Source organism: Brevibacillus sp. NPDC058079 (assembly GCF_042885155.1).
GTDB lineage: Bacteria > Bacillota > Bacilli > Brevibacillales > Brevibacillaceae > Brevibacillus.
On the sequence record NZ_JBHVSO010000002.1, the window covers coordinates 424,043 to 446,684 of the forward strand.

20 protein-coding genes are annotated in these 22,642 nt (G+C 48.4%); all 20 read right to left on the bottom strand.

Annotation, left to right across the window (positions count from 1 at the left end):
- Nucleotides 1-108: 108 nt before the first annotated feature.
- Complete coding sequence (gene sigE / locus ACFVS2_RS08695) at nt 109-831, bottom strand: RNA polymerase sporulation sigma factor SigE (protein ID WP_007717727.1); 723 nt, start codon at nt 829-831, stop codon at nt 109-111.
- Nucleotides 832-833: 2 nt separating this feature from the next.
- Nucleotides 834-1,796, bottom strand: a complete 963-nt coding sequence (spoIIGA, locus tag ACFVS2_RS08700; protein WP_390233068.1) for a sigma-E processing peptidase SpoIIGA — start codon at nt 1,794-1,796, stop codon at nt 834-836.
- A 235-nt stretch (nt 1,797-2,031) separates the two neighbouring features.
- The gene (ftsZ, locus tag ACFVS2_RS08705; protein ID WP_087348016.1) at nt 2,032-3,180 is read right to left on the bottom strand and encodes a cell division protein FtsZ; all 1,149 of its coding nucleotides are present in this window, start codon (nt 3,178-3,180) and stop codon (nt 2,032-2,034) included.
- Between the two features lie 125 nt (nt 3,181-3,305).
- The gene (gene ftsA / locus ACFVS2_RS08710; RefSeq protein ID WP_007717723.1) at nt 3,306-4,559 is read right to left on the bottom strand and encodes a cell division protein FtsA; all 1,254 of its coding nucleotides are present in this window, start codon (nt 4,557-4,559) and stop codon (nt 3,306-3,308) included.
- 142 nt (nt 4,560-4,701) lie between these two features.
- Entirely contained in the window at nt 4,702-5,049 is a 348-nt protein-coding gene (locus ACFVS2_RS08715; protein WP_007717721.1) for a small basic family protein, read from the bottom strand.
- Nucleotides 5,050-5,051: 2 nt separating this feature from the next.
- Nucleotides 5,052-5,798, bottom strand: coding sequence for a DUF881 domain-containing protein (locus tag ACFVS2_RS08720; protein WP_007717719.1), 747 nt, complete (start codon nt 5,796-5,798; stop codon nt 5,052-5,054).
- Between the two features lie 20 nt (nt 5,799-5,818).
- Nucleotides 5,819-6,529 (bottom strand): DUF881 domain-containing protein, encoded by a 711-nt coding sequence (locus ACFVS2_RS08725; RefSeq protein ID WP_173617223.1) that lies wholly within the window; start codon nt 6,527-6,529, stop codon nt 5,819-5,821.
- A gap of 22 nt (nt 6,530-6,551) precedes the next feature.
- Nucleotides 6,552-7,337 carry a cell division protein FtsQ/DivIB gene (locus ACFVS2_RS08730; protein WP_390233473.1) on the bottom strand — a complete coding sequence of 262 codons (786 nt, stop codon included), beginning with the start codon at nt 7,335-7,337 and terminating at the stop codon, nt 6,552-6,554.
- A gap of 131 nt (nt 7,338-7,468) precedes the next feature.
- A complete protein-coding gene (murA, locus tag ACFVS2_RS08735; protein WP_173617221.1) occupies nt 7,469-8,725 on the bottom strand; it encodes a UDP-N-acetylglucosamine 1-carboxyvinyltransferase in 1,257 nt (418 codons plus the stop codon).
- Between the two features lie 15 nt (nt 8,726-8,740).
- The gene (murB, locus tag ACFVS2_RS08740) at nt 8,741-9,646 is read right to left on the bottom strand and encodes a UDP-N-acetylmuramate dehydrogenase (RefSeq protein ID WP_390233072.1); all 906 of its coding nucleotides are present in this window, start codon (nt 9,644-9,646) and stop codon (nt 8,741-8,743) included.
- Nucleotides 9,647-9,748: 102 nt separating this feature from the next.
- Nucleotides 9,749-10,852 carry an undecaprenyldiphospho-muramoylpentapeptide beta-N-acetylglucosaminyltransferase gene (murG, locus tag ACFVS2_RS08745; RefSeq protein ID WP_390233074.1) on the bottom strand — a complete coding sequence of 368 codons (1,104 nt, stop codon included), beginning with the start codon at nt 10,850-10,852 and terminating at the stop codon, nt 9,749-9,751.
- A 79-nt stretch (nt 10,853-10,931) separates the two neighbouring features.
- Nucleotides 10,932-12,026, bottom strand: a complete 1,095-nt coding sequence (spoVE, locus tag ACFVS2_RS08750; RefSeq protein ID WP_390233076.1) for a stage V sporulation protein E — start codon at nt 12,024-12,026, stop codon at nt 10,932-10,934.
- Nucleotides 12,027-12,091: 65 nt separating this feature from the next.
- The gene (gene murD / locus ACFVS2_RS08755; protein ID WP_390233078.1) at nt 12,092-13,456 is read right to left on the bottom strand and encodes a UDP-N-acetylmuramoyl-L-alanine--D-glutamate ligase; all 1,365 of its coding nucleotides are present in this window, start codon (nt 13,454-13,456) and stop codon (nt 12,092-12,094) included.
- Complete coding sequence (gene mraY / locus ACFVS2_RS08760; protein WP_007717699.1) at nt 13,453-14,424, bottom strand: phospho-N-acetylmuramoyl-pentapeptide-transferase; 972 nt, start codon at nt 14,422-14,424, stop codon at nt 13,453-13,455. The genes murD and mraY overlap by 4 nt, the downstream gene beginning before the upstream one ends.
- 42 nt (nt 14,425-14,466) lie before the next feature.
- On the bottom strand, nt 14,467-15,945 hold the full coding sequence (locus ACFVS2_RS08765; RefSeq protein WP_390233080.1) for a UDP-N-acetylmuramoyl-L-alanyl-D-glutamate--2,6-diaminopimelate ligase: 1,479 nt from the start codon (nt 15,943-15,945) through the stop codon (nt 14,467-14,469).
- A 152-nt stretch (nt 15,946-16,097) separates the two neighbouring features.
- Nucleotides 16,098-18,026 (bottom strand): stage V sporulation protein D, encoded by a 1,929-nt coding sequence (locus ACFVS2_RS08770; protein ID WP_007717697.1) that lies wholly within the window; start codon nt 18,024-18,026, stop codon nt 16,098-16,100.
- 64 nt (nt 18,027-18,090) lie between these two features.
- A complete protein-coding gene (locus tag ACFVS2_RS08775) occupies nt 18,091-20,562 on the bottom strand; it encodes a penicillin-binding protein (protein ID WP_390233082.1) in 2,472 nt (823 codons plus the stop codon).
- Between the two features lie 147 nt (nt 20,563-20,709).
- On the bottom strand, nt 20,710-21,123 hold the full coding sequence (gene ftsL2, locus ACFVS2_RS08780) for a cell division protein FtsL (protein ID WP_173617214.1): 414 nt from the start codon (nt 21,121-21,123) through the stop codon (nt 20,710-20,712).
- Between the two features lie 33 nt (nt 21,124-21,156).
- A complete protein-coding gene (gene rsmH / locus ACFVS2_RS08785) occupies nt 21,157-22,101 on the bottom strand; it encodes a 16S rRNA (cytosine(1402)-N(4))-methyltransferase RsmH (protein ID WP_173617213.1) in 945 nt (314 codons plus the stop codon).
- A gap of 17 nt (nt 22,102-22,118) precedes the next feature.
- On the bottom strand, nt 22,119-22,550 hold the full coding sequence (mraZ, locus tag ACFVS2_RS08790; protein WP_007717680.1) for a division/cell wall cluster transcriptional repressor MraZ: 432 nt from the start codon (nt 22,548-22,550) through the stop codon (nt 22,119-22,121).
- Nucleotides 22,551-22,642: the final 92 nt, after the last annotated feature.

Below are 22,642 nucleotides of genomic sequence, written 5' to 3' on the forward strand. Positions count from 1 at the left end.
TTGTCTTGAAAGGCCGCGTAACTGACGCGTAGCCGACCAAGAAGGTGGCAAAAACCACCATCTGTTTCGGTTTAGGAACAGTATCCCCCCAAGCTGGGAAAATATGCGTTAGACCATCTTGTTGAATTCTTTTCGTAACCGTTTTATAATTCGCTTTTCCAAACGCGAAATATACGACTGTGAGATACCCAACAAATCCGCTACATCCTTCTGTGTCTTTTCCTCTTCCCCCGCTAAGCCGAAGCGCAGCTCCATGATAATTCTCTCGCGGTCAGATAGCTTATCCAGTGCTTTTTTCAGAAGCTTTCGATCCACTTGGTCCTCGATGTTTTTATAGATCGTGTCATTCTCCGTACCCAAAACATCTGAGAGCAATAGCTCATTGCCATCCCAATCAATGTTAAGCGGTTCATCAAAAGATACCTCTGAACGAATTTTATTATTACGGCGAAGATACATGAGGATTTCGTTTTCGATACAACGAGATGCATACGTTGCCAGCTTGATGTTCTTGTCTGGATCAAAGGTGTTCACTGCCTTAATCAAGCCAATGGTGCCAATGCTGACCAAGTCCTCAATATTAATTCCCGTATTCTCAAACTTGCGGGCGATGTATACGACCAGACGAAGATTGCGTTCAATTAGCATACCGCGGACAGCCGGATCACCAGAAGGCAGTCGTCCGAGCAGCAGCTCCTCTTCTTCTCTGGTCAACGGTGGAGGCAATGCTTCACTCCCGCCAATATAATAGACTTCTTCGGCGCGTACACCAAGCCAGAGCAAGATTCGGTACCAGGTCAATTGGAGTTGTAGGCGAAGTTTTACATACATGATTAGCCCTCCTGTTTGAGAATAAAGGTTGATTCCTCTGTATAAGATTCCATCATGGCTGGGTGCACGATGGCCTGATACTTGCCGTCAGCGGCCAATGGGATCGGGTTAAGCCCGATTAACACCCTTTCTGTTTCAAAACGAATCCCGTCTTGCACGACCATCACATGGTCTGGTTTGATCGCGAGCAAAAAATCCATACCTCTTGACACGCTGCGATACGGGATCAAACGTACCCGAGACTGCCATTCCAGCGGCAGCTGGTCCCAAGATCCGTCCAGCTTCTCCCACACTCCACCGTTTTCATCGGCTTGTCGGAGAAGCGACGGCGGAAGCAAATGTGCGAACATGCGATTCTCCATAATCATGACGGGTATGCGTGTAATCGGCTCGTGGAGCTGGTTTCCTGTATCCACAAGTCCACGGCAAATGACTTTTTCCCCTGCCAACGTAACGATGACATCGACGAGAAAGGTTTCGATTCTTCGCGGCTCCTGGATTGCGCGGTAGCTCTTTTTCCCGAGGAAAAAGATCAGGATAAAACCTATCAGGACGATCCCCAAGGTTGGCTTGAACCCAACGCCAAACCCATCATTATGCGTGACAACCAGTCCATTCACAATTTCACTCTGCGGTGCCAAAAAATACTGTAGCCCAAGCACTCCCCCTCCGAACACAAATGCGACAAAGTAAAAAATGATCAAGTTTTGCGCAAAGGACAACAACCTCCTGTTCCCAAAAGCAATCCACAGCATGATGACAGAAAAGAGCAGTTTGACCCACCATTGATACATCGGAGAAAACACAGGGAAAAAGAAAAAGACCAGATACGCGGAGCCAAAAACAGAGGCAAGTATCATTCTCCACCACACCATGCGCTCTTTGCGAAAATAAGCAGTAAACCAGAGTAACAAGGTATCAATAGCCACATTCAGGAGTAGAATGATATCAAGATACACAACCACTTGCTTTCCCCCTCATCTTTTAACCGACTTGGCAGCAAGCATGTGTCCTAGCAAAAATGGTAAATAGTAGGACGACTTCTATCAGTAAAAGCAGTATATATCAATGTGTATGTAAAGTCTGTCAATTCTTGACGGTGTTTTTTTGGTTTTTTTGTCTAACATTTTTCATCCAATCAACGAAAAAAAGCCTTGTCCCCACTGACGGGAACAAGGCTTTTGACAGTCATTTATTGCTTTAGTTTTTGTTGCGGCGGCGATTGCGCAGGAATGCTGGAATATCCAGATTATCCAGGTTGCCCATGGAGAAGAAGGACTTGTCTTCCTCTTCTTCCTTCGCACGGCTGTTATTCGTATTGGAAACTGGTGTCGGACGATTGCCAGGCGTGTTGATCGGCTGTTGTTGACGGCGAGGAGCCTCCACCGCGCGTTGACTATGCTCGAAGCCTGTAGCAATCACGGTCACTACCAATTCATTTTTCAGATCCTCGTTAATTACCGCACCGAAAATCATGTTTACATCTGGGTCCGATGCAGAAGATACGATGTCAGCTGCTTCGTTTACTTCATACAAGCTCAGGTTGGTACCGCCTGTGATGTTCATGAGAACACCGCGTGCACCATCAATCGCAGTCTCGAGCAGCGGGCTGGAAATAGCGCGACGAGCTGCTTCAGCCGCACGATTTTCGCCGCTGCTTACACCGATTCCCATGAGAGCAGAACCGCGCTCAGTCATGATCGTCTTCACGTCAGCGAAGTCCAAGTTGATCAATCCAGGTACCGCAATCAGGTCGGAAATACCTTGAACACCTTGTCGCAGTACGTTGTCAACTTCGCGGAACGCTTCGAGCATTGGCGTATTTTTATCAACGATTTCCAACAGACGGTCGTTAGGAATCACGATCAGTGTGTCTACTTTTTCTTTCAGAGCAGCGATACCGATCTCACCGTGTTGGGAACGTCTACGACCCTCGAAGGAGAATGGACGGGTTACAACACCAACTGTAAGAGCACCCATTTCTTTGGCGATCTCTGCAACAACAGGTGCTGCACCTGTACCCGTACCACCACCCATACCGGCAGTTACGAATACCATGTCAGCTCCACGCAGAGCGTTTTCAATCAAATCACGGCTTTCTTCCGCCGCTTTTTTACCGATCTCAGGATTCGCACCTGCTCCAAGTCCACGTGTCAGCTTTTCCCCGATTTGCAGCTTGATATCTGCACTAGAGAGCTGAAGTGCTTGCGCGTCAGTGTTCAAGGTGATGAATTCTACACCCTTTACTCCACCTGCGATCATGCGGTTTACTGCGTTGCTACCTCCGCCCCCGCAACCAATGACTTTAATTCGTGCAAAGGATTCCAAGTCCATATCAAATTCCAGCATATTGCTAGTCCTCCCCAATTCAACATAAGAAAACTTCGTGGCTACAGAAGCCTGTCAACTAAACACAATGGAACGAATCGATCCTCATCTTCGTCATTGTAGTTAAGCTTGGTAAGCGAACTTCATTAAATAAATTCGCTAAACCAGTTTTTTACTTTTTCCATCAAACCGCCGCCTTCTTTTGGCTTAGACGAGACGGTTTGCTTCTGAGTGCCCTTGAATGAGGGGGTCACGCGAATGCTGCGGCGCTCCATCAACTGCAAGGCATATTGAATCAAACCTACCCCAGTGGTGTAGGCAGGATCTCGCACTCCGATGTAATCAGGAATCGCAATTCGAACAGGTGCGTCCAATTCTTCTTTTGCCAATTCCAACATGCCCGGCATGGCTACGGTACCACCCGTAAGAACATAGCCACCTGCAATTTCGTCGCGATAGCCTAATTTGTATACAGCATCCTCGACTAATTGGAATATTTCCGCAGCGCGCGGCTCGATAATATTGGCCAAATCCACTTGCGTAAATTGCTTCTCGACTTCGCTGCCAATCCGGTTCACCTTGAACTTCACATCTTCGGATGCTTCGTCAATAAGGGCACAGCCGTTCTTGGTTTTCACACGATCTGCCACATCTGTATGCGTGCGCAGTCCCAGTGAGATATCGCTCGTAATGTGGTCGCCACCGATGCCGATCACGGTGGTCGCTGCCAGTTTCCCCTGCTCGAATACACCGATCGTGGTAGAACCCGCACCGATGTCGACAAGAACGACACCCATATTTTTGTCATCTTTGGATAGAGCAACAGTGCTAGCCGCAAGCGGTTGCAAGAATATTCCAGCTACACGCAGATTGGTTCGTTGAGCACAGCGAACGATGTTATGTACGACCGTTTTCAATCCGGTCACAATGGTCCCTTCCATTTCCAGTCGGACACCAATCATCCCACGTGGGTCCTTAATGCTCCCTTGTCCATCAACGATGTACTCCTTTGGGACTACCTCGATGATTTCACGGTCTGGAGGAATAGCCACAACCTTCGCTGCCTGAATTACGCGTTGAATATCTTCTTCTCGTATCTCACGGTCTTCGCTGGATACAGCGACAACCCCTTGGGTTTCATGCAGATCGATATGGTTTCCAGTGATCCCCACATACACTTCTTCGATTGAAACGCCAACCATGCGCTCGGCATGATCAACTGCTTCTCGGATGGCATGCACGGTTTGGTCGATGTCTACAATCACGCCCTTCTTGATACCTTCTGAGTGTGATTGTCCGACGCCGATGATGTTGATGGAACCGTTGTTGATCTCGCCGATCATGACGCGTACTTTGGATGTTCCAATGTCTAGGCTGACGATGAATTCATTGCTTACCAAACCTGTGACACCTCCCCTGCTACGTCTTTTTTCTTGCTAAAGTGAGAACACCTGCATAAATTATTCCACACAGGACAACCATTCCCTTTTTTTCTTATTGATTTTTTGTGAAAAAATGACCATCTTCCCATTTTTCTTCGCGTTATTCTTGCTGATTGATCCATTTGGATAGAACAATTCTCCTAATGACAGCGAGATTGTTGAACAAGCGGACCCCGAAAGCCACGATCGCAGCCAAATACAGATCAATCCCCAAGAACCCTCCGATAAAGGCCAAGCCTGCTGCAAAAAGTGTATTGAAAAAGAATCCAGACATGAAAATACGAACGTTAAAAGTACGTTCTAAAAACGAACGAATCCCCCCAAAGATCGTATCCAATCCAGCCAAGAGGGCTATTGATAGATAGCTGCTATACTCCTGGGGCACACGCCAATCCAGCAGGAAGCCGACAACAAGACCGACAATCAGTCCGATAAGCGGGAGCCACATGGTTACGAATCTCCTTTTTCTTTCACAGGTTTCATAAATTGAATGACACGCGTTTCGTTATTCGCTGAGATCATCAGCTTGTCCCGTTTTTCGGCCAGCACCTTCTTATTCGCCAGCTGAAAGTTCTCTTCTACGCCCTCCAGCTTCAATGCGGACAACAATACTTCAGGTTCCCCCAATGCTTTTATCTCATACGGAGCCCTGATCGTCCTGGTATCGATTTGGATGACGTCTCCCACATTGCGGATCGCAGTGGTAGCAATCAGTCGATGACCATTAATGGAAACACCTTGTGCTCCGTTTGCAAACAGGATATTTACCAACCAGCGCAAATCTTCATCGTCAATCGTATAGTCTCCTACAACTGGCACAGGCATATGTTCATCCATAGCTGGTTCTTCAGGCGTATGGGCATCGACAACATCAATAACGATGCCTTCTCCCTCCATCCCTACCATACCAGCCATTCGGCGAGTCCGTGCCAACTCCTCTTTCATAACGGAGATACTTTCATCTTCACTGAGTGAGGTTTCGTATTGGTAGTACAGCTGATTATACTTTGAAATGTCTGCGAGCAGGTTTTTGTGTTTCTCCAGTTCTTTTTGCAACGTGGTCCGAAGTTCCGCGATGCTGCGAGACTCTTTATGAATAGGATGAAGACTGCTTCGTAATTGCACAGTCAACATCACACCTATGATAGCACTAATAATGGCAAGAATAAATGTGATTTTACGGCTTTTTTGTAACATAGGTAAACGCATCCTTTTATTTAGGAGTGTTTCGTTTTCGTGTCACCAACAAAGGCAGGCAGCTCGACCCGCTCTTTTTTGGCTACGCTTATTTGGACAAAATCTTGCAAGGAGTGCAAAACGCCTCCCGGCAAGTTCAACGCACTGTCTAGTGTGTCGGGATTTCCGATCGCTGTTACTACGAATGGAGCGGCCGACTTGATGCCGTTTACAATGATCGTTGGTCCAATGCAACGGATCTCGGAATTACTCACCACTCGCTGTCCGTTAATGCTGATCGCCTCTGCTCCTGCTGCACGCAGTTCATTGACGACCAGGCGGACATCCTGCTCATGTACGATGTAGTTCGCGATGTCTGCGCTGTTCGCTGCATTCTGGCTATCCTGCATCGTTATGACGATACCCGGCCCTTGGACAGCGACTACCCCTGCCAGCATCCGCGCTGCATCCAGTTGACTGAGTGTCTCGGCAGCCTCCGATTTACGCTCCGCCATCGCTTCTTCCACTTTTCCCACCTGACGCTGCAAATCGAGCAGCTGATTTTCCAGATGCTGATTTTGCTCCTTCTCAGCCAAAATTCGGTCATTCAATTGCGTTTCCTGTTGGAACAGCTGATCATTCAGCCGTTCTTTGCGCGTAAGCTTGTTCGTTTCGAAGGAAGTGGCCACTAGAAAGCCGGTAGAAAACGTCACGATGGTTAAATACAAATGAAATTTGCGACGACGACTCATTGTCAACTTTCCCCTTTTTCATTTACTGCTGTGGTTGCTCTTGCCCTTCCTGAATAGAAATAGCCCCTTGAGCCCCGTACGGAATAAACCATGGCTGCTCAAACAAAGAGAGCACCCCTTTTGTATCTGGCGGCAATTCTTTCACGATCGTCGGATACCAGTTCATCATCTTGTCCAGCTTGTAGATAACACTTCTTACTTCATTCCCGTCTCGCATGTACAGCGTGACGCGCTGCTTGTCGTAAACCGTTGGCGTCAGTGTAATATCCGAAATCTCCGCGAGTACATCTGGCGATAATTTCGATAGCGACTTCGCGAGATGGGGAAGGAGCTCAGGTGAGGCCCACGAGCTAATCAATGGCCTGTCCACTACGCGCTTGGCGAAATTAACCTGTTTGAGCACATAGCCATTGTCCAGTAAAGCATAGCGGCTTCCGTCCTGCACACTCCAAAAAGCGACGCGCTTTTGTTCAGTTATATGTAGCGTGATCAATCCTGGGAAAGAGCGGCTCACCGTCACATCTTTAATGGCCTCTAGTGGTTTCAAGTTATTTCGTACACTGTTCTCCCATACGTTTAGAAACTGCATGTCCTTGTTTAAGCCAGATTGTGTAATGATTTGCTCCGTCGTATAAATATCATTACCAATCACTCGAATCTCTTGCACCTTACTGTAAGGGGAACGGATAAAAACGATGATGAGAATGGTAAGAAAAAACAATACCAGTAGAATGACCAGCTTGCGGTTGCCCCTTCTTCTGGGGCGTTGTTGCTTGACTTGCGGAATGCGTTCCTCATATACCGCCATGGCCGTACCCTTCCTCATGTTTTTTAGGCTCCTTGCCCAGAGCAAAGTAAATTACTGGATGTCTTTCGAATAAATGTCACTAAACAAAACAGGGAAAGCGGCATAACATTATGCCGCCCACTCTCCCTCGGTTAAATCGATACTCGTGATATATCGGCTCCTAATTGACGCAACTGCTCTTCCAGCCGATCGTAACCGCGATCGATATGATGGATCTGGTTCACCGTGGTAATACCTTCTGCAGCAAGCCCTGCGAGGACTAAGGCAGCACCTGCTCGAAGGTCAGTAGCTTCGACATTCGTAGCGGTCAATTTGTTGACACCCCGAATGATTGCGGAGCCAAGATCAACGTATATAGAGGCGCCCATTCGCGCCAATTCATTCACATGTTTGAATCTTCCTTCAAAAATGGTCTCTTTGATGACACTCGTTCCCCTAGCCTGTGATAGAAACACCATCAGCTGCGCCTGCAAATCGGTTGGAAACCCAGGATATGGCGAGGTGATGATCCGGTCGTAGGCACGTGGACGGGAGGTGCTTTTGATTTCCATTATATCATGGCGGGTCTTGATTTCAACACCGCAGCTACGGGCGACCTCAATCAATGCCGTCAATTGTTCAGGCAGAGTATTGGTCAATTCGATATGTCCCTGTGAAATACCGACCGCCAGCATATAGGTTCCTGTCACAATCCTGTCCGGGATGATCCGGTAACTGACGGAACGCAAGCGAGGTACACCACTGATTTCAATCGTATCGGTGCCTGCCCCTCTGATCCGCGCCCCCATTGCATTCAGGAAATTTTGGAGGTCGATGATTTCCGGTTCTCGTGCTGCATTACAAATTCGGGTGGTGCCTTTTGCCAGCACAGCCGCCATCATGATATTTTCCGTCGCGCCCACACTGGGGAAGGAAAGAAAGATATTGGACCCACGCAATTGTTTGGCCCGAAATGTAATGTAGCCTTCACTTTCTTCGATTTTGGCTCCTAGCGCAGTCAATCCAGCTAAATGCAAGTCAATCCTGCGCTCTCCAATGTCACATCCACCTGGCCTGGAAATCGTGACCTCACCTAGACGTGCCAGGAGTGGTCCCGCCAAAAAAATCGAAGATCGCATTTGGCTCATTAAGTCATCCGGCACCTGCGGGACACAGACAGATGTTGTATCCAGATCGACACATCCGTCCTCATGCTTCGTATTCGCCCCAAGCAACGTCAAGATTTCGAGCATGACTTTAATGTCTTTTAGATGGGGGACGTCATAGATATAGAATTGCCCTTCCGCGAGCACAGCAGCGGCAAGAATGGGAAGAGCAGCGTTCTTAGCACCTTGGATCCGAAGCGAACCGGACAGAGGTCTTCCGCCTTCGATCGCAAAAGTCTCCAAACTTTCACCTCCGTGTTACCCCTCGCCCACCACCAGGACTTCCGGATGCAGGTCAATCCCATTTTTCTCGAGAATGGTGCTCCGAACGTGATCAATCAAGGTGAGGACGTCGGCAGCCGTTGCTCCTCCGCAATTCACGATGAAGTTGGAGTGTTTTTCTGAAACCTGAGCTCCTCCGACCTGATAGCCCTTCAACCCCGCCGCCTCAATCAGGCGACCTGCGTGGTCATTTGGCGGATTTCGGAACACACTGCCGGCACACGGCATCTGCAGTGGCTGCGTATTGCGCCGTCGTTCCTTATTGGCAGCGAGCGTGGCCGCAATCTCTTTGCTGTCGCCCATCCTCAATTGAAAACGGGCTTCTAGCACGATCCCTTTTTGCTTTTGCAAAAGAGAAGTCCGATAACTAAAGCTCAGTTCCTCGTTACTCAACACTTTACTTTCGCCGTTTTCGAAAAGGATCTCGGCATCAATAAGAATACGTGAAAGATCAGATCCGTGTGCCCCCGCATTCATATAGACGGCGCCGCCTACCGTACCAGGAATCCCTCCTGCAAACTCCATACCTGTTAATCCCATCTTGCCTGTCTCCACCGCCAGGCGGATCATGGAATATCCGGCACCCACACACACCTCTTCGCCCTTGAACTCACAGTGGCTCAAGCCCTCGGCCACTTTAAGCACGGCTCCACGTATCCCTCTGTCCCTCACCAGAAGGTTTGAACCGCGCCCGATTACACTCCAAGGAATTTCATGACGATGGATGATCTGCAAGGCTTTTTGCAAGGATGCTTTATCCTTGGGTTGGATTAACAAATCAGCAGGACCCCCGATCCGCCACGTTGTATGATTAGCAAGGGGTTCATCGGTCCACACTTTTTCGATTCCTGCTTGCATGAGTTCATCTGCGATCTTTTTCATTTGTGAACCTCCTGATACGTTTGCTAGGTCGGACCTAGTCTTCTCACGTGTTTGCTCCATACTATGCGTTCGCCCAGATCGGCGTGACAATCGCCCATCTGATCATTTTTTTCGTGTAATCGCCTCTAATTGACGGACAATCTCCGTCGCAGCTTGCGGCATTCCCAATGAAAGTGAACTGTTTTTCATCTCTTCCCATTTCGCTGGATTGGCAAGGATATTCTCCAAGGAAAGTAGCAAGCTCTCTCCGGTGAGCTCCCGCTCTACGATGACTTGAGCTGCCCCTACGCGCTCCAATCCCCTTGCATTTTTCTCTTGATGGTTGTTCGTGACATACGGGGACGGAATCAAGATCGAAGGCACACCTAGTGCCGTTATTTCTGCCAAGGTAGATGCCCCTGCACGACCAACCAATACATGCGTCGCCGCCAAAACATCCGGCATATTATGGACGAAAGGAAGCACAGAAATGTTACTTGGAAGTGTTCCCAGTTCACGAAGCTGTGCCGAAATCGTTTCAAAATGAACGTCGCCTGTCACATATACAAAATGAGTATCGGCATATTTGCCCAACTGCGTAACAACCGAAAGCACTGCCTCATTTATTGCGCGTGCTCCCCTGCTGCCTCCAAAGATCAGGACGATTTTTTTGTTGTTGTCCACGCCCAAAAAGCTACGCCCCGCCTCTGCATTACCGTGCATGACTTCCGTAGCACGCGGGTTGCCGGTCAGTACTGTTTTAGAAGGGGGGAAATGGTCAAGCGATTCTTTGAACGAAACGGCCACCCTTGTAGCTGAACGAGAAAGAAACTTGTTGGTCAAGCCCGGCACTACGTTTTGCTCATGGATGAGAGTCGGGATTCCCAATCGAGAAGCTGCATATACGACTGGACCACATACGTAGCCACCTGTCCCAATTACGACATCCGGTTTGAATTCGCGCAACATTTTCTTGGCATCACCAACGGCACGGACGAATTTCCACAAGGTCTTCAGGTTGTCCAACGACAGCTTGCGCTTCAACCCACTAATTTCCACGGATTGGAAAGGAATATTTGATTTCGAAACCAAACCTGCTTCCAAGCCTTTTTTACTGCCAATATACAAAAAGGCAGCCTGCGGATTTTGGCGAGAAACTTCCCTCGCCACCGCAAGCGCCGGATAAATATGTCCACCTGTGCCACCGCCTGTTAAGACGACACGCATACGTTCACACCCTTTTTTGAGAAGGAGTAGCAATAGGCTGATTTACTCGCTTATTGCGTACTCCCTGTTGAGGTTTCTATTATCGAGAAAAACGAGAGATGTTCAACAAAACACCTACACCCGTGAGCATCAGTGTCAACGATGAACCACCGTAGCTTAAGAACGGCAACGTGATTCCTGTCACTGGAAACATCCCTGTCACAACACCAATATTGATGACCACCTGGATGGCTATCATGCCGATGATCCCTAGCGCAAGTAGGCTTCCGAATAAATCTGGAGCCGTAATCGCTGTCCGCATTCCCCTCCACAACAAGAGGAGGAAAAGCAGGAGAATGAGCGTGCCTCCGATAAAGCCAAGCTCCTCCGCGACAATCGAGAAAATAAAATCATTGTAAGGCTCAGGCAGATACAGATGCTTCTGTCTGCTTTGCCCTAGACCAAGACCCAACAAGCCGCCGGGACCTATTGCGTAAAGGGATTGGATGATTTGATAGCCAGTATTGAGGGGGTCAGACCACGGATCGAGGAAAGACGTAATCCTTTTGATTCGATAAGGTGCTGACAAAACCAAGCCGATGAAGCCAACAACTCCGATCATTCCTAATCCGACAAAATGACTGATCCGCGCACCTGACGCAAAAATCATGATAACTGCTGTTCCCATCAAAACCGTTCCTGTGCCCAAATCCGGTTGCAGCATGATCAAACCAAAACAAAGAACTGGGATTCCCAAGGCAGGCATAAGACCTTTTCGGAACAAGACAATTTGCTTCTGATTATCTGCGAGCCACCTCGCCAAGAATGCAACGACGCCAAGCTTTGCAAATTCACCTGGTTGAATTCCAAAAGCTCCAAAACCAAGCCAGCTTTTCGAGCCATTTACTTCAATCCCGATGATCAGAACCAGAATCAACAAACCGATGCTCATCAAATACCCTGGCTTGGCCCAGTGCTTCCACACCCAGTAGTCGATATTCATCGTAATGTACATGGATGTAATCCCTAACAGAGCGAAGATCAGTTGCCGCTTGGCAAAAAAATACGGATCAGAAAATGGCGGCTTTTGCGCCACGATCGCGCTGGCGCTGTACACCATCACGATGCCAATTCCCAATAAAAAAAGTGTTGCAAAAATAATTACGAAGTCGGGGGCAGAGCGTACCTTGCTCATTGTGCCAGGTCATCCTTTCTCATGCCGTCCCGCTTTTGTCATATTCTTGATGGTACAGTGGGACGTTATGCTAGGCTTGTTTTAAGTCTATGCACGCCGTCCTTAAACATGCTCCCCCTTGTCTCAAACGAAGGAAACATGTCCCAACTCGCACAAGCAGGGCTCAGTAAGACCACATCACCTGATTCGGCTAACTGGGAAGCAGCAAGAACGGCTTTTTCCACAGTATCGACATGGATACGCTCATTAATCCCTGCTTCCTGAGCACGTTCCAGTAAAATCGGAGCCGTTTGCCCGAGAGCGATGACTGCTTTTACCCGACCTTGGATCACAGGTAGCAGTTCCCGAAAATCAACACCACGATCGAGCCCGCCGCAAATCCATACGACCGGCTCCTTGCATGCTTGCAAGGCGCGCGATGCCGCTTCCGGGTTAGTCGCTTTTGAATCATTGAAGTATTTGACACCGCGAATCGAATCCACGAACTCCATCCGGTGCTCTACCCCTGGGAAGGTAGTAAGAACTTGAATAATCGATTGCTTGTCCGCGCCCGCGAGCTTCGCAACTAGAATCGCTGCCAGAGCGTTGTCCAGATGAGGAACAGTAATGTCTGCTATCGCCACGATTGGCTCTGTATTCCCATTCCCATCCGCAAACAAGATCAAACCATCCTTGATAAAAGCTCCCTTTGGCACCTCTTGACTCTTGCTAAAGTAGTAGATAGCTGAAGGGAGGTCTTTGCATTTTTCTACAATCTCTGGTTGGTCATATGGCAAAATAGCTGCGTCATCTGCCGTTTGATTGGCAAACATTTTCAGTTTGGCTGCCAAATACTCTTCCATTGTGTGATGGTAATCGAGATGTGCAGGATACAGATTGAGCAAAACACCGATATGCGGGCGGAATTCCCTCGTCCCCATCAGTTGGAAGCTACTCAATTCGGCAACGAGCCATTCGTCGGGACCAGCTTCCTCCGCTAGGCCGCACAACACGGTACCAATGTTTCCTCCTACCTTCGCATCCAGACCCGCTTCTTTAAAAATCAGTCCGACGAGCGTAGTAGTCGTGGTCTTGCCATTGGAGCCTGTAATGCCGATAATCGGTGCCTTGGCAATCTGGGAGGCCAGCTCCACCTCCGTCACAACAGGAATGCTTAGTGCCTGCGCCTGCTTGACGGGTGCTGCTTCATACGGAATCCCCGGATTTTTGACCACCAAGGAGACGCCTTCATGAATCAGATCATCTGGGTGATAGCCGCAAATGACCGGAATCCCCAACGATTCCAGCTCTTCTATCCCCACCGCTTCTTCACGTGGCTTTTTATCATTTACGACGACATGAGCACCAAAGCGGTGTAGCAGTTTTGCCACTGCGACACCGCTCTTTGCCATACCAATAACGACGACATGCTTATCTTGAAAACGCATCATCTGATTGTCACCACCTCAAGGTATACACCCAATCCAGCAAAGAACATACCAACGAGCCAGAACGTGACAACCACGCGCCACTCTGACCAGCCTGTTAATTCAAAATGATGATGCAGGGGACTCATACGGAAAATGCGCTTTCCACGTGTCTTAAAGGAGACTACCTGCATAATAACAGAGAGCGTCTCGACAACAAATACCCCACCGATAATAGCCAAGAGCAATTCCGTCTTGGTCATGATTGCAATCCCCGCAAGTGCTCCACCAAGTCCGAGTGAACCGGTATCACCCATGAACACGCGTGCCGGATGTGCATTGAAGACGAGGAAGCCAAGTAGCGCACCTACAACAGCCGCACTAAAAATAGCGGTGTCATAATCTTGACCAAACCATGCGATGATCGCATAAGCACCAAAAGCAATGGCTCCCGTCCCTGCCAATAGTCCATCCACTCCATCTGTGATGTTAACGGCATTCGTTGTACCTACCAAGAGGAACAACAGGAATGGGAAGTAAAAATAGCCGAGCTCCAGCTTCCAAGGTGTACCTGGCAGATGAATAGACGTGTCATGCCCCATCATGAGCAGCAAAATATAAGCGCCGATTGCCAAGACAATCTGACCTGCAAACTTCTGTTTGGCGGTCAAGCCGAGGTTGCGTTTTTTCTTGATTTTGATGAAATCATCCAGAAACCCGATTAAACCGTATCCGAGAGTCACCAATAACAGGAAGTAAATTTCCATTTTCGCATTGGCAAACTTCAACACGGTAAATATGAGTGCCAAAAGAATGATGGTGCCTCCCATTGTGGGAGTTCCAGCCTTCTTATAATGGGATTGCGGTCCTTCCTCACGAATTGCCTGCCCAAATTTCAGGCGGCGAAGGAATGGAATAAACAATGGGCCAATGAGTACGGCGATGAGAAACGCAGCGACGATCGTGACGATTAGGACGTTGTCAACGAACATGCCCGAGCCTCCTTTCTTTCGATGCAGTGTGTGGCATCTGTTTTATTCTTGGTTGTACCGGGCAATCGCTTCGCGCGCAACTTCACGGTCATCGAAGGGCAACACCTGGTCTTTCATAATTTGATACGTTTCGTGTCCTTTTCCGGCGATCAAGATCACATCGTCCGGCTTTGCAAGCGAAACTGCATGCGCAATTGCTTCGCGTCGGTCTGTCAGTGCCGCATAACGATCAGGTGCCACTTCCGATAAGCCAGCCAGCATGTCATCGAGAATCGCCTGCGGCTCCTCCGAACGCGGATTATCTGATGTTAAGACGGTCAGATCGGCATATTTCGTTGCAATTTGCGCCATGATTGGGCGTTTGGTTCGATCTCTGTCTCCTCCGCAACCAACAATGCAAAATACGTTGCCACGGGCAAATTCCTTGACGGTCATCAATGCATTTTCCAAGCTGTCTGGTGTGTGGGAGTAGTCGACGAGTACCGCAAACGGCTGACCAGCATCTACTGCTTCAAATCGCCCATTTACGCCCGCTACCTCTTCCAGGCTCGCTTTGATCGCTTCTAGTGGAATACCTTCTGCAAGTGTAACCGCGATGGCTGCCAAAGCGTTATACACATTGAACTTCCCCATCAGCTTCAAGTTCAGACGCGCACTACCAGCAAAGCTTTCGACTGTAAAAGAAGTTCCTTTACTGGTGATTTCGATTTGTTTTGCCCTTACATCTGCTGGTTGATCTATGCCGTATGTAATGACTCGCGCCGGTGTAACGGTAGCATATAATTCGGACGCCTCATCATCCGCATTCAGTACAGCCGTTTTTAAACGGTCTGTGTCATAGCCGTTGCCCAGCTGGGAAAACAACAATGATTTGGCGTAGCGATAGTTTTCCATCGTTTTATGATAGTCGAGGTGATCCTGCGTCAGGTTGGTGAAAACCGCTGTATGAATTTCGCAACCGCGGACTCTTCCCAGCTCCAATGCATGAGAGGAAACCTCAATAATCGCATAGTCTGTGTTTACATCGCACATGCGACGAAAGCTTCTTTGCAAATCTATGGCATCCGGAGTCGTATTTTTGACTTCCTCCGTTACGTCTCCAATTCTCATATGGATCGTCCCGATTAAGCCTGTTTGCTTGCTTTGATCGCTCAAAATTTTGTCGATCAAATGCGTAGTGGTCGTCTTGCCATTTGTCCCCGTTACGCCAATGACTTTTACTTCTTTCGTAGGAGATCCGAAAATACGATCAGCCAGCATAGCCATTGCCCGCCGGGTATCCGGTACTTTGACAATAGTCGCTGGCACGTCCAGATCTTGTTCGGATAACACGGCAACGGCACCATCCTTCACCGCCTGGGCCGCGAACGTATGTCCATCCACGGTATATCCAGTCAGACAGACAAACAAGTAGCCGGGCTTTACCTGGCGCGAGTCTGCTGTCAAACCCGTAATCTCCATGCTGTCATCCCCCGAAACCGTTACTGGCAACAAAGGCATGAGCAGATCCCGTAGAAACATGAAACAGGCACCCCATTCTCCAACTAGTATAGACAGAAATTTGAACATTTGTACTTGGCTACGCCGTACATTTAGGCGCAGTCTTGACGAACAAAGGCAGAGCGAACGTAGACAAGCCTACTCCCCTCCGCCTTCGAAATCTCATTTTATAGCTAATTGGTCAATTTGTCACCAAGGTATATGCGAATTTTTCCGCCCTCATCAATTTTTACTCCGGGAGCAGGGGACTGCTGGATGACGTACTGACCTTTACCTGAAACGACTAGCGGCAGAGTATCATATGTTGTCACTACGTCTCTCATGGATTGTCCGACCATGTTTGGTACTTCGATTGGCGCCCTTTCTCCAAGTGCTTTGTTAATTTCCTTGGGGATGCCATCTTTTCGTTTCGGTACATTCAAATGTTGAAGGGAGGATTCCATGATACTTTTTACACTCGGAGCGGCAATCAATCCACCAAACGCCAGTGCTTTCGGATTGTCTACGGCGAAATATACGACGATCTGTGGATCATCAGCCGGCGCAAAGCCGATAAACGACACGATGTATTCCCCATCCATGTAACGGCCATTTTTTACTTTTTGCGCAGTTCCCGTCTTTCCTCCTACCCGATATCCTTCAATATATGCCTTATTACCCGTTCCTTGAGCAACCACACTTTCCAGCGCATGCCGAACCTTCGCTGAGGTCTCCGCGGTAATCACCTGTCGAACTTCTGTCGGCAAGGTCCTCGCTACGACATCGTGTGTCACACTATCCCGCCATTCTTTGGCGACAAACGGCTTCATAAGTTTGCCCCCATTGATAGCGGCTGAGACTGCAGCCATTTGTTGAATTGGCGTTACCGATACCCCTTGACCGAAAGAAGTCGTCCCCAGTTCTACCGGTCCCACTTTATTCAAGTTGAATAACAACCCGTTTTCTTCGCCAATCAAATCGATCCCTGTCTTTTGTCCGAAGCCAAATTTTTTGATGTAGTCAAAAAGTCGTTCTTTTTGCAGTCGCTGGCCCATCGTAACGAAGCCAGGGTTACAAGAATTCTCTACCACTTCCAGCATCGTTTCCTGTCCATGCCCCTGCCGCTTCCAGCAACGCAATCGCTTACCGGCCACGTTTATGAATCCCGGATCGTAAAAGCCTTCATTCAGATTGATGACCCCTTCGTTTAAAGCGGCTGCCAGTGTCACAATCTTGAATGTGGAACCAGGCTCGTATGTTTTCCAGATAGGGAGATTTCTATTGTACACCTCTGAAGGATAGTCTCTGTACGCATCCGGTTGAAAAGTCGGGCGACTTCCCATCCCCAATATTTCTCCTGTCTTTGGATTCATGGCGATCGCCAGAACATCATCAGGCTGATAAGCGACCACCGCCTGATCCAGCTCGCGTTCGATAAACGATTGGATGGTACTGTCGAGTGTTAAATACATGTCCATACCATTCACGGGTGCTACGTAGTCTTCGGTTCCACCTGGCAGTACGCGCCCTTTGGCATCTGACGGAAATGAGATATGTCCCTCAGTCCCCATCAAGAAGGGATCGTAAATTTTTTCAAGCCCTGTCAGCCCTTGATTGTCAATGCCTGTGAACCCAAGAATATGGGCTGCCATATTACCGTTCGGGTAAAAACGCTTCGTATCCCCTGCCAAGTATATACCTGGCAAATTCAGTTCTTGTATTTTTCTTGCCTTTTCAACAGACAATTTTCTTCCACCTGGAATCTGGTTGTTGCTCATTTCTTTTTTCGTAATGGCACGAAATACATCTTCTTCTTTTCGCTCCAAAATGACGGCGAGCTGTCTCGCTGTTTCTTTAGGGTCTTTGATTTGCGCCCCTACCGATACCAGTGTGGGGACGGTCATATTCGTCACGAGCTCATTGCCGCTTCTGTCTAGAATGCGACCGCGATTGGGTTGAAACTTAATTTCCCGCTTGAGCAGTTCATCAGACATTTGCGAGAGTTTCGGTCCTTCTATCAATTGAACATAACCCAAACGGGTGACAAGTGCCGAATACAAAACAACTCCTACAATCAAGATGATAAAAATGCGACGGCGTACAGTAGCATTGGATACCCGCAAAGCGAGTCCCCCCTCAAATAGGTTGTCTCTTCTTAACCTTATTCGCAGGGGGGACTAGTTAGAACTATGGAGTTGTCGGTGTTTGTGTTGATTGGTCTCCTGGATTGTCAGGAGGAGGTGTCTGTCCAGATGCTGGCGGCTGTGCTGCACCGCCTTGCCCAGTTTGCTGACCGGAAGATGGCGGAGCCGGATTATTTCCACCTGTTGGATTTGTAGTAGCATCCGGCGCCGTATTGCTTGGCGTCGTTGTAGCAGGCACTGTGCTGCCCTCCTGACCTGGAGGAGGTGTTGTCGGTACAGATGGTTCCGACACGGATTGCAGCGTCACCTGAAGCAACTCTGTACCCTGGAGCACCGTTCCCGGAGGAATGCTTTGTTGGGTGACGAAGCCAGTTCCAGTCGATTTCATTGCGAGATTGATCAAAGAGCTGAACTCCATGACGTCCCGCAATGATTTTCCTTTGAAGTCAGGCATCTTTGTTCCTTTGACCCTGTCTGTTACAAGGATGATCTGTTCACCTGGAACGACCTGATCATACGCTTCCGGGTACTGTTTAACGATTTTCGTACCTGTCCCGGCTACTGTGACCGTCAAATTGTCCTGCTTCGCTCGCAATTGCGCGGCTGTCGTGGACATCCCTTCAAACTTAGGCAATGTCTTCGGTGTAGCAGGTGAGGATGCCAGTGCTGCCTGGGCTTCTTTTTTCGACGTTGCCTTTTCATTCTGTTTATTCTTGCCTACCGACAAATCAGGCTGCTGCTGCAAATATTGCAGGCTGCGTTCCATGATGGTTGTAAACATGGGAGCGAGCATCATTTGGCCCCACAATGCATACCATGCATCTGTTTGCGGATCGTCAATGACGACATAAACCAACAGCTTCGGGTTGTCTTTTGGCGCAAAACCGATGAAAGAAGCAACGTAACGGCCATCCATGATTTTCCCTGTGTTGGGATCATATTTTTGTGCAGTTCCCGTCTTTCCTGCTACTTGGTACCCTTCGATCTGATATAGTGTACCAGTCCCGGGCTTCTCTGAGACAACCTTACCCAAAATGTCTCGTGTTTGTTGCGCAGTCGCTTCACTTACAACCCGCTCCACAACCTCACGTTGCGTGCGATTGACGACTGCTCCCGTGTGAGGATCACGCTTTTCTTTTACAATATGAGGTTTTAGAAGCTCTCCTCCATTCGCGATTGCCCCTACAGCGGCAATCTGCTGGATCGCCGTGACCGTCGCTGCTTGTCCATACGTTGTTGCAGCCCAGTCACGTGGTGACCGAGGTTTTTCCAGGTTGATCAGACTTCCTTTTTTCTCGTAAGGAAGCTCAATTCCGGTTTTTTCACCCATCCCGAATTTTTTGAAGTATTTCTTCAGACCTTCCAGCTTCAAACGTTCATACCCCAACTTCGCGAACAATACATTACTGGATCGCTGAACCCCTTCCAAAAAGGTGATGGTTCCCCAACCGGCACCATTGTTGTGGTCACGGATCGGAATCTGCCCCTTGATGGTATAAGCACCTGATTGATAGGTTTCATTCTGATTAAACATTTTTTCTTCAATTGCTGCCGCAAGAGTAATAATCTTAAACGTAGAGCCCGGCTCAAACATTGTGGTGACAGCATGGTTATTGTAATTATCAATCCCGTTGTAGTATGTATTCGGATTAAACTGCGAGCGGTTGCCCATCGCCAATACCTCACCCGTTTGCGGGTCAGCCACAATGACCGTCATGCCCTGCGGCTTGTACTGCTGTTCCACCTTGTCAAGCGCTTGCTCTACATAATTCTGGATTTGCCGGTCAATTGTCAGGTAAACATCTAAACCATCCTTTGCCGGAATGTACTCCCCTTCTCCGTCCGGCAGCTGGTAGCCTGCGCGATCCTTTTGGTAGGCAATATGTCCCTTTTTGCCAGCCAATTCTTCGTTCAATTGCAGCTCGATCCCCATTTTCGGTTCATCATACAAATCAAGATAACCAATCACATGGGAAGCGAAGGCGTTATTCGGATAAACCCGGCGAGTCGTTTCAGTCAAATAGATTCCTGGGAGCTGATTCTTTTTGAGCTTCTCACCACTTGGCAGGGTCGGATATTGCAAATTCAGAATTCGGTTCCTTTGCTCTTCACTGATCTTTTGCCCGTAGCGTCCCAATTCCACGACTTTGTTCGGCTTGGTCAAATTCTTCACCAATTCTGGAACAGGCGCATTCAAAATAGGAGCCAGCATATTCGCTGTGTAGTAAGGATCTTTCACCACATCTTCGTCTCTTTCATTGCGCGGCTTCAGTTTTGCGTTTACCGTGTATGCCTTACCATCATACGCCAAAATCTCGCCGTTTCGATCATAGATCGCTCCGCGCTTCGGCTTCAAGACTTGCTGCCTGTCCCACTGTTCTTGAGCCGTTCCCATGATATCGGTAGCTTTGACGGTCTGAAGCCAGTAGATTCGAAAGCTCAACGTCGAAAAAATCAAAATCGTACATAAGGCTACCATGAGAATTCGCCAATTTACTTTTCGCTTCCATTCCATCTCCATTCAACTCCATCGCATCAAAGATCGCCCGCTCCTTAAGCCACGAGAATGTATCCCTTCTTGGGAGACGAACACATAATAGCCGAGTCAGAAACTCTGGCCCAGCTAAGAAAAAATGTTACCGCACATAAGGAGCAGTAACATTTAAGGTTTTTTGGGTTGTGTTTGTGGCAGAGAACTTGCCCGTACTTCTGATTTCCCAATCGTATGTACAGCTCCTGGATTGTATACCATCCCCTGCTTCTCTGCTTCTTTTTGCAGGCGATCCCGGTTAGTCATTTGCTCAATTTGCAATTTCATCGTTGCATTTTTTTCTGTCATCACACGATTTTCATGTTTAGTGCTTTGGATTTCGTAATTCAACTGGGAAATTTGCGAGTAGCGGACACCCACTAGACCCAAGCCGACGACGGTTAACGAGATAAATAAGAGATACAGCAATTTTTCTCCGGTCGGAATCGTTGGCTTGATCCGAACCGTTCGCTTTGTTGTCTTCGTTACAGATTTGGATTGTTGTTCCAACTCCATAGCTAAATTTCCTCGGTAGTAATAACTCATCGCTTCTCCCTCTCCTTTCTCGTTGTTTCCGTTCTACAGCTTCTCCGCTACCCGTAGCTTAGCTGATCGTGCACGCTTATTCGCTTCCAATTCTTCTTCAGATGGCAAAATCGGCTTCTTTGTAATGACTTTTACGACTGCTTTATTCCCACATGTGCAAATCGGAAAGGCTGGCGGGCACGTGCACCCTTTTGCAAAGTCTTGATAAATTTGCTTGCAGATTCTGTCCTCTAAGGAATGAAACGTGATGACGCTTACCCGACCTTCTGGATTCAAGACAGTAATAGCATCGACGACGGCCTCTTTGAATGCATCCAGCTCATCATTGACTGCGATCCGAATCGCCTGAAATGTGCGCTTCGCCGGATGGGGTCCGGTACGGCGCGCAGCGGCAGGAATTCCTTCCTTAATCAATTCAACCAGCTCGCCTGTTGTTTGGATCGGCTGCTTCTTTCGTTGTTGAACGATTTGCCGGGCAATTCGGCGGGAAAATTTCTCTTCTCCGTACAGCCAAATGATCTTGGCAATCTCTTCTTCTTCCCACTCATTGATAATGTCATAGGCTGACAATGGCGCTTGTTGGTCCATTCTCATATCCAGAGGCGCATCAGCATTGTAGCTGAAGCCACGCTCTCCCTCATCCAACTGTGGAGAGGATACCCCAAGGTCAAACAAAATTCCGTCTACGCCAGTCAAACCTAAATCGCTTACAATGTCTTTGATATGGCGGAAGTTGCTCTTTACCAGCGTGACTCTGTCCATATAGGAAGAGAGTCTTTCGCGGGCATTATCCAGCGCCCAGTCGTCCTGATCGATGGCGATAAGTCGACCGCCCTCCGTCAGCTTGGAAGCAATCAAACTGCTATGCCCTGCTCCACCGAGCGTACAGTCTACATAAATGCCTCCAGGACGAATATTCAGCCCTTGGACAGCCTCATCCATTAAAACGGTTACGTGATGAAACGACAATGTCGTCACTCCTGTTCTTCTCGCTGCTACAAATTAAAATCAACCAGTTTTTCGGCAATTTCTCCAAAAGAGCCTTCTGACTGGGCAAAGTAATCTTCCCAGCGTTCCTTGCTCCATACCTCTACACGGTTTGACACCCCTATGATCACACATTCTTTTTGCATGCCTGCATGCTCACGTAAATTGGGTGGTATGTTTACCCTTCCCTGCTTGTCCCACTCGCATTCGGTGGCACCTGAAAAGAAAAATCGTGTAAATGCGCGAGCATCTGCTTTTGTAAATGGGAGAGACTTGAGTCTTTCCTCTAGTTGTTTCCACTCATCTTGCGGATAAGCAAACAAACATTGGTCCAGACCGCGGGTAATAACAAAGGAAGTGCCTAGCCCTTCACGGAATTTGGCTGGGATCGTCAGGCGGCCTTTTTCGTCGATGCTGTGTTGATATTCCCCCATGAACACGCCCTAGTCCCCCACTTTCCTGTCGGTTGGCTCCACTTTCCCCCACTTTTCCCCACCTAGTACCTATTTGTTATTATAAAAAAAAATCCTGC

Coding starts and splice junctions, on each gene's coding strand:
- murD (WP_390233078.1), bottom strand. CDS start 13,456: ATGATGCGTTTTCAAGATAAGCATGTCGTCGTTATTGGTATGGCAAAG.
- ACFVS2_RS08725 (WP_173617223.1), bottom strand. CDS start 6,529: ATGAGTCGTCGTCGCAAATTTCATTTGTATTTAACCATCGTGACGTTT.
- ACFVS2_RS08775 (WP_390233082.1), bottom strand. CDS start 20,562: ATGGAATGGAAGCGAAAAGTAAATTGGCGAATTCTCATGGTAGCCTTA.
- mraY (WP_007717699.1), bottom strand. CDS start 14,424: ATGTTCGTTGACAACGTCCTAATCGTCACGATCGTCGCTGCGTTTCTC.
- ftsZ (WP_087348016.1), bottom strand. CDS start 3,180: ATGCTGGAATTTGATATGGACTTGGAATCCTTTGCACGAATTAAAGTC.
- ACFVS2_RS08730 (WP_390233473.1), bottom strand. CDS start 7,337: ATGGCGGTATATGAGGAACGCATTCCGCAAGTCAAGCAACAACGCCCC.
- ACFVS2_RS08765 (WP_390233080.1), bottom strand. CDS start 15,945: ATGTTTCTACGGGATCTGCTCATGCCTTTGTTGCCAGTAACGGTTTCG.
- sigE (WP_007717727.1), bottom strand. CDS start 831: ATGTATGTAAAACTTCGCCTACAACTCCAATTGACCTGGTACCGAATC.
- spoVE (WP_390233076.1), bottom strand. CDS start 12,026: ATGAGCAAGGTACGCTCTGCCCCCGACTTCGTAATTATTTTTGCAACA.
- ACFVS2_RS08715 (WP_007717721.1), bottom strand. CDS start 5,049: ATGTGGCTCCCGCTTATCGGACTGATTGTCGGTCTTGTTGTCGGCTTC.
- murG (WP_390233074.1), bottom strand. CDS start 10,852: ATGCGTGTCGTCTTAACAGGCGGTGGCACAGGTGGACATATTTATCCG.
- ftsL2 (WP_173617214.1), bottom strand. CDS start 21,123: ATGAGTTATTACTACCGAGGAAATTTAGCTATGGAGTTGGAACAACAA.
- murB (WP_390233072.1), bottom strand. CDS start 9,646: ATGAAAAAGATCGCAGATGAACTCATGCAAGCAGGAATCGAAAAAGTG.
- ACFVS2_RS08720 (WP_007717719.1), bottom strand. CDS start 5,798: ATGTTACAAAAAAGCCGTAAAATCACATTTATTCTTGCCATTATTAGT.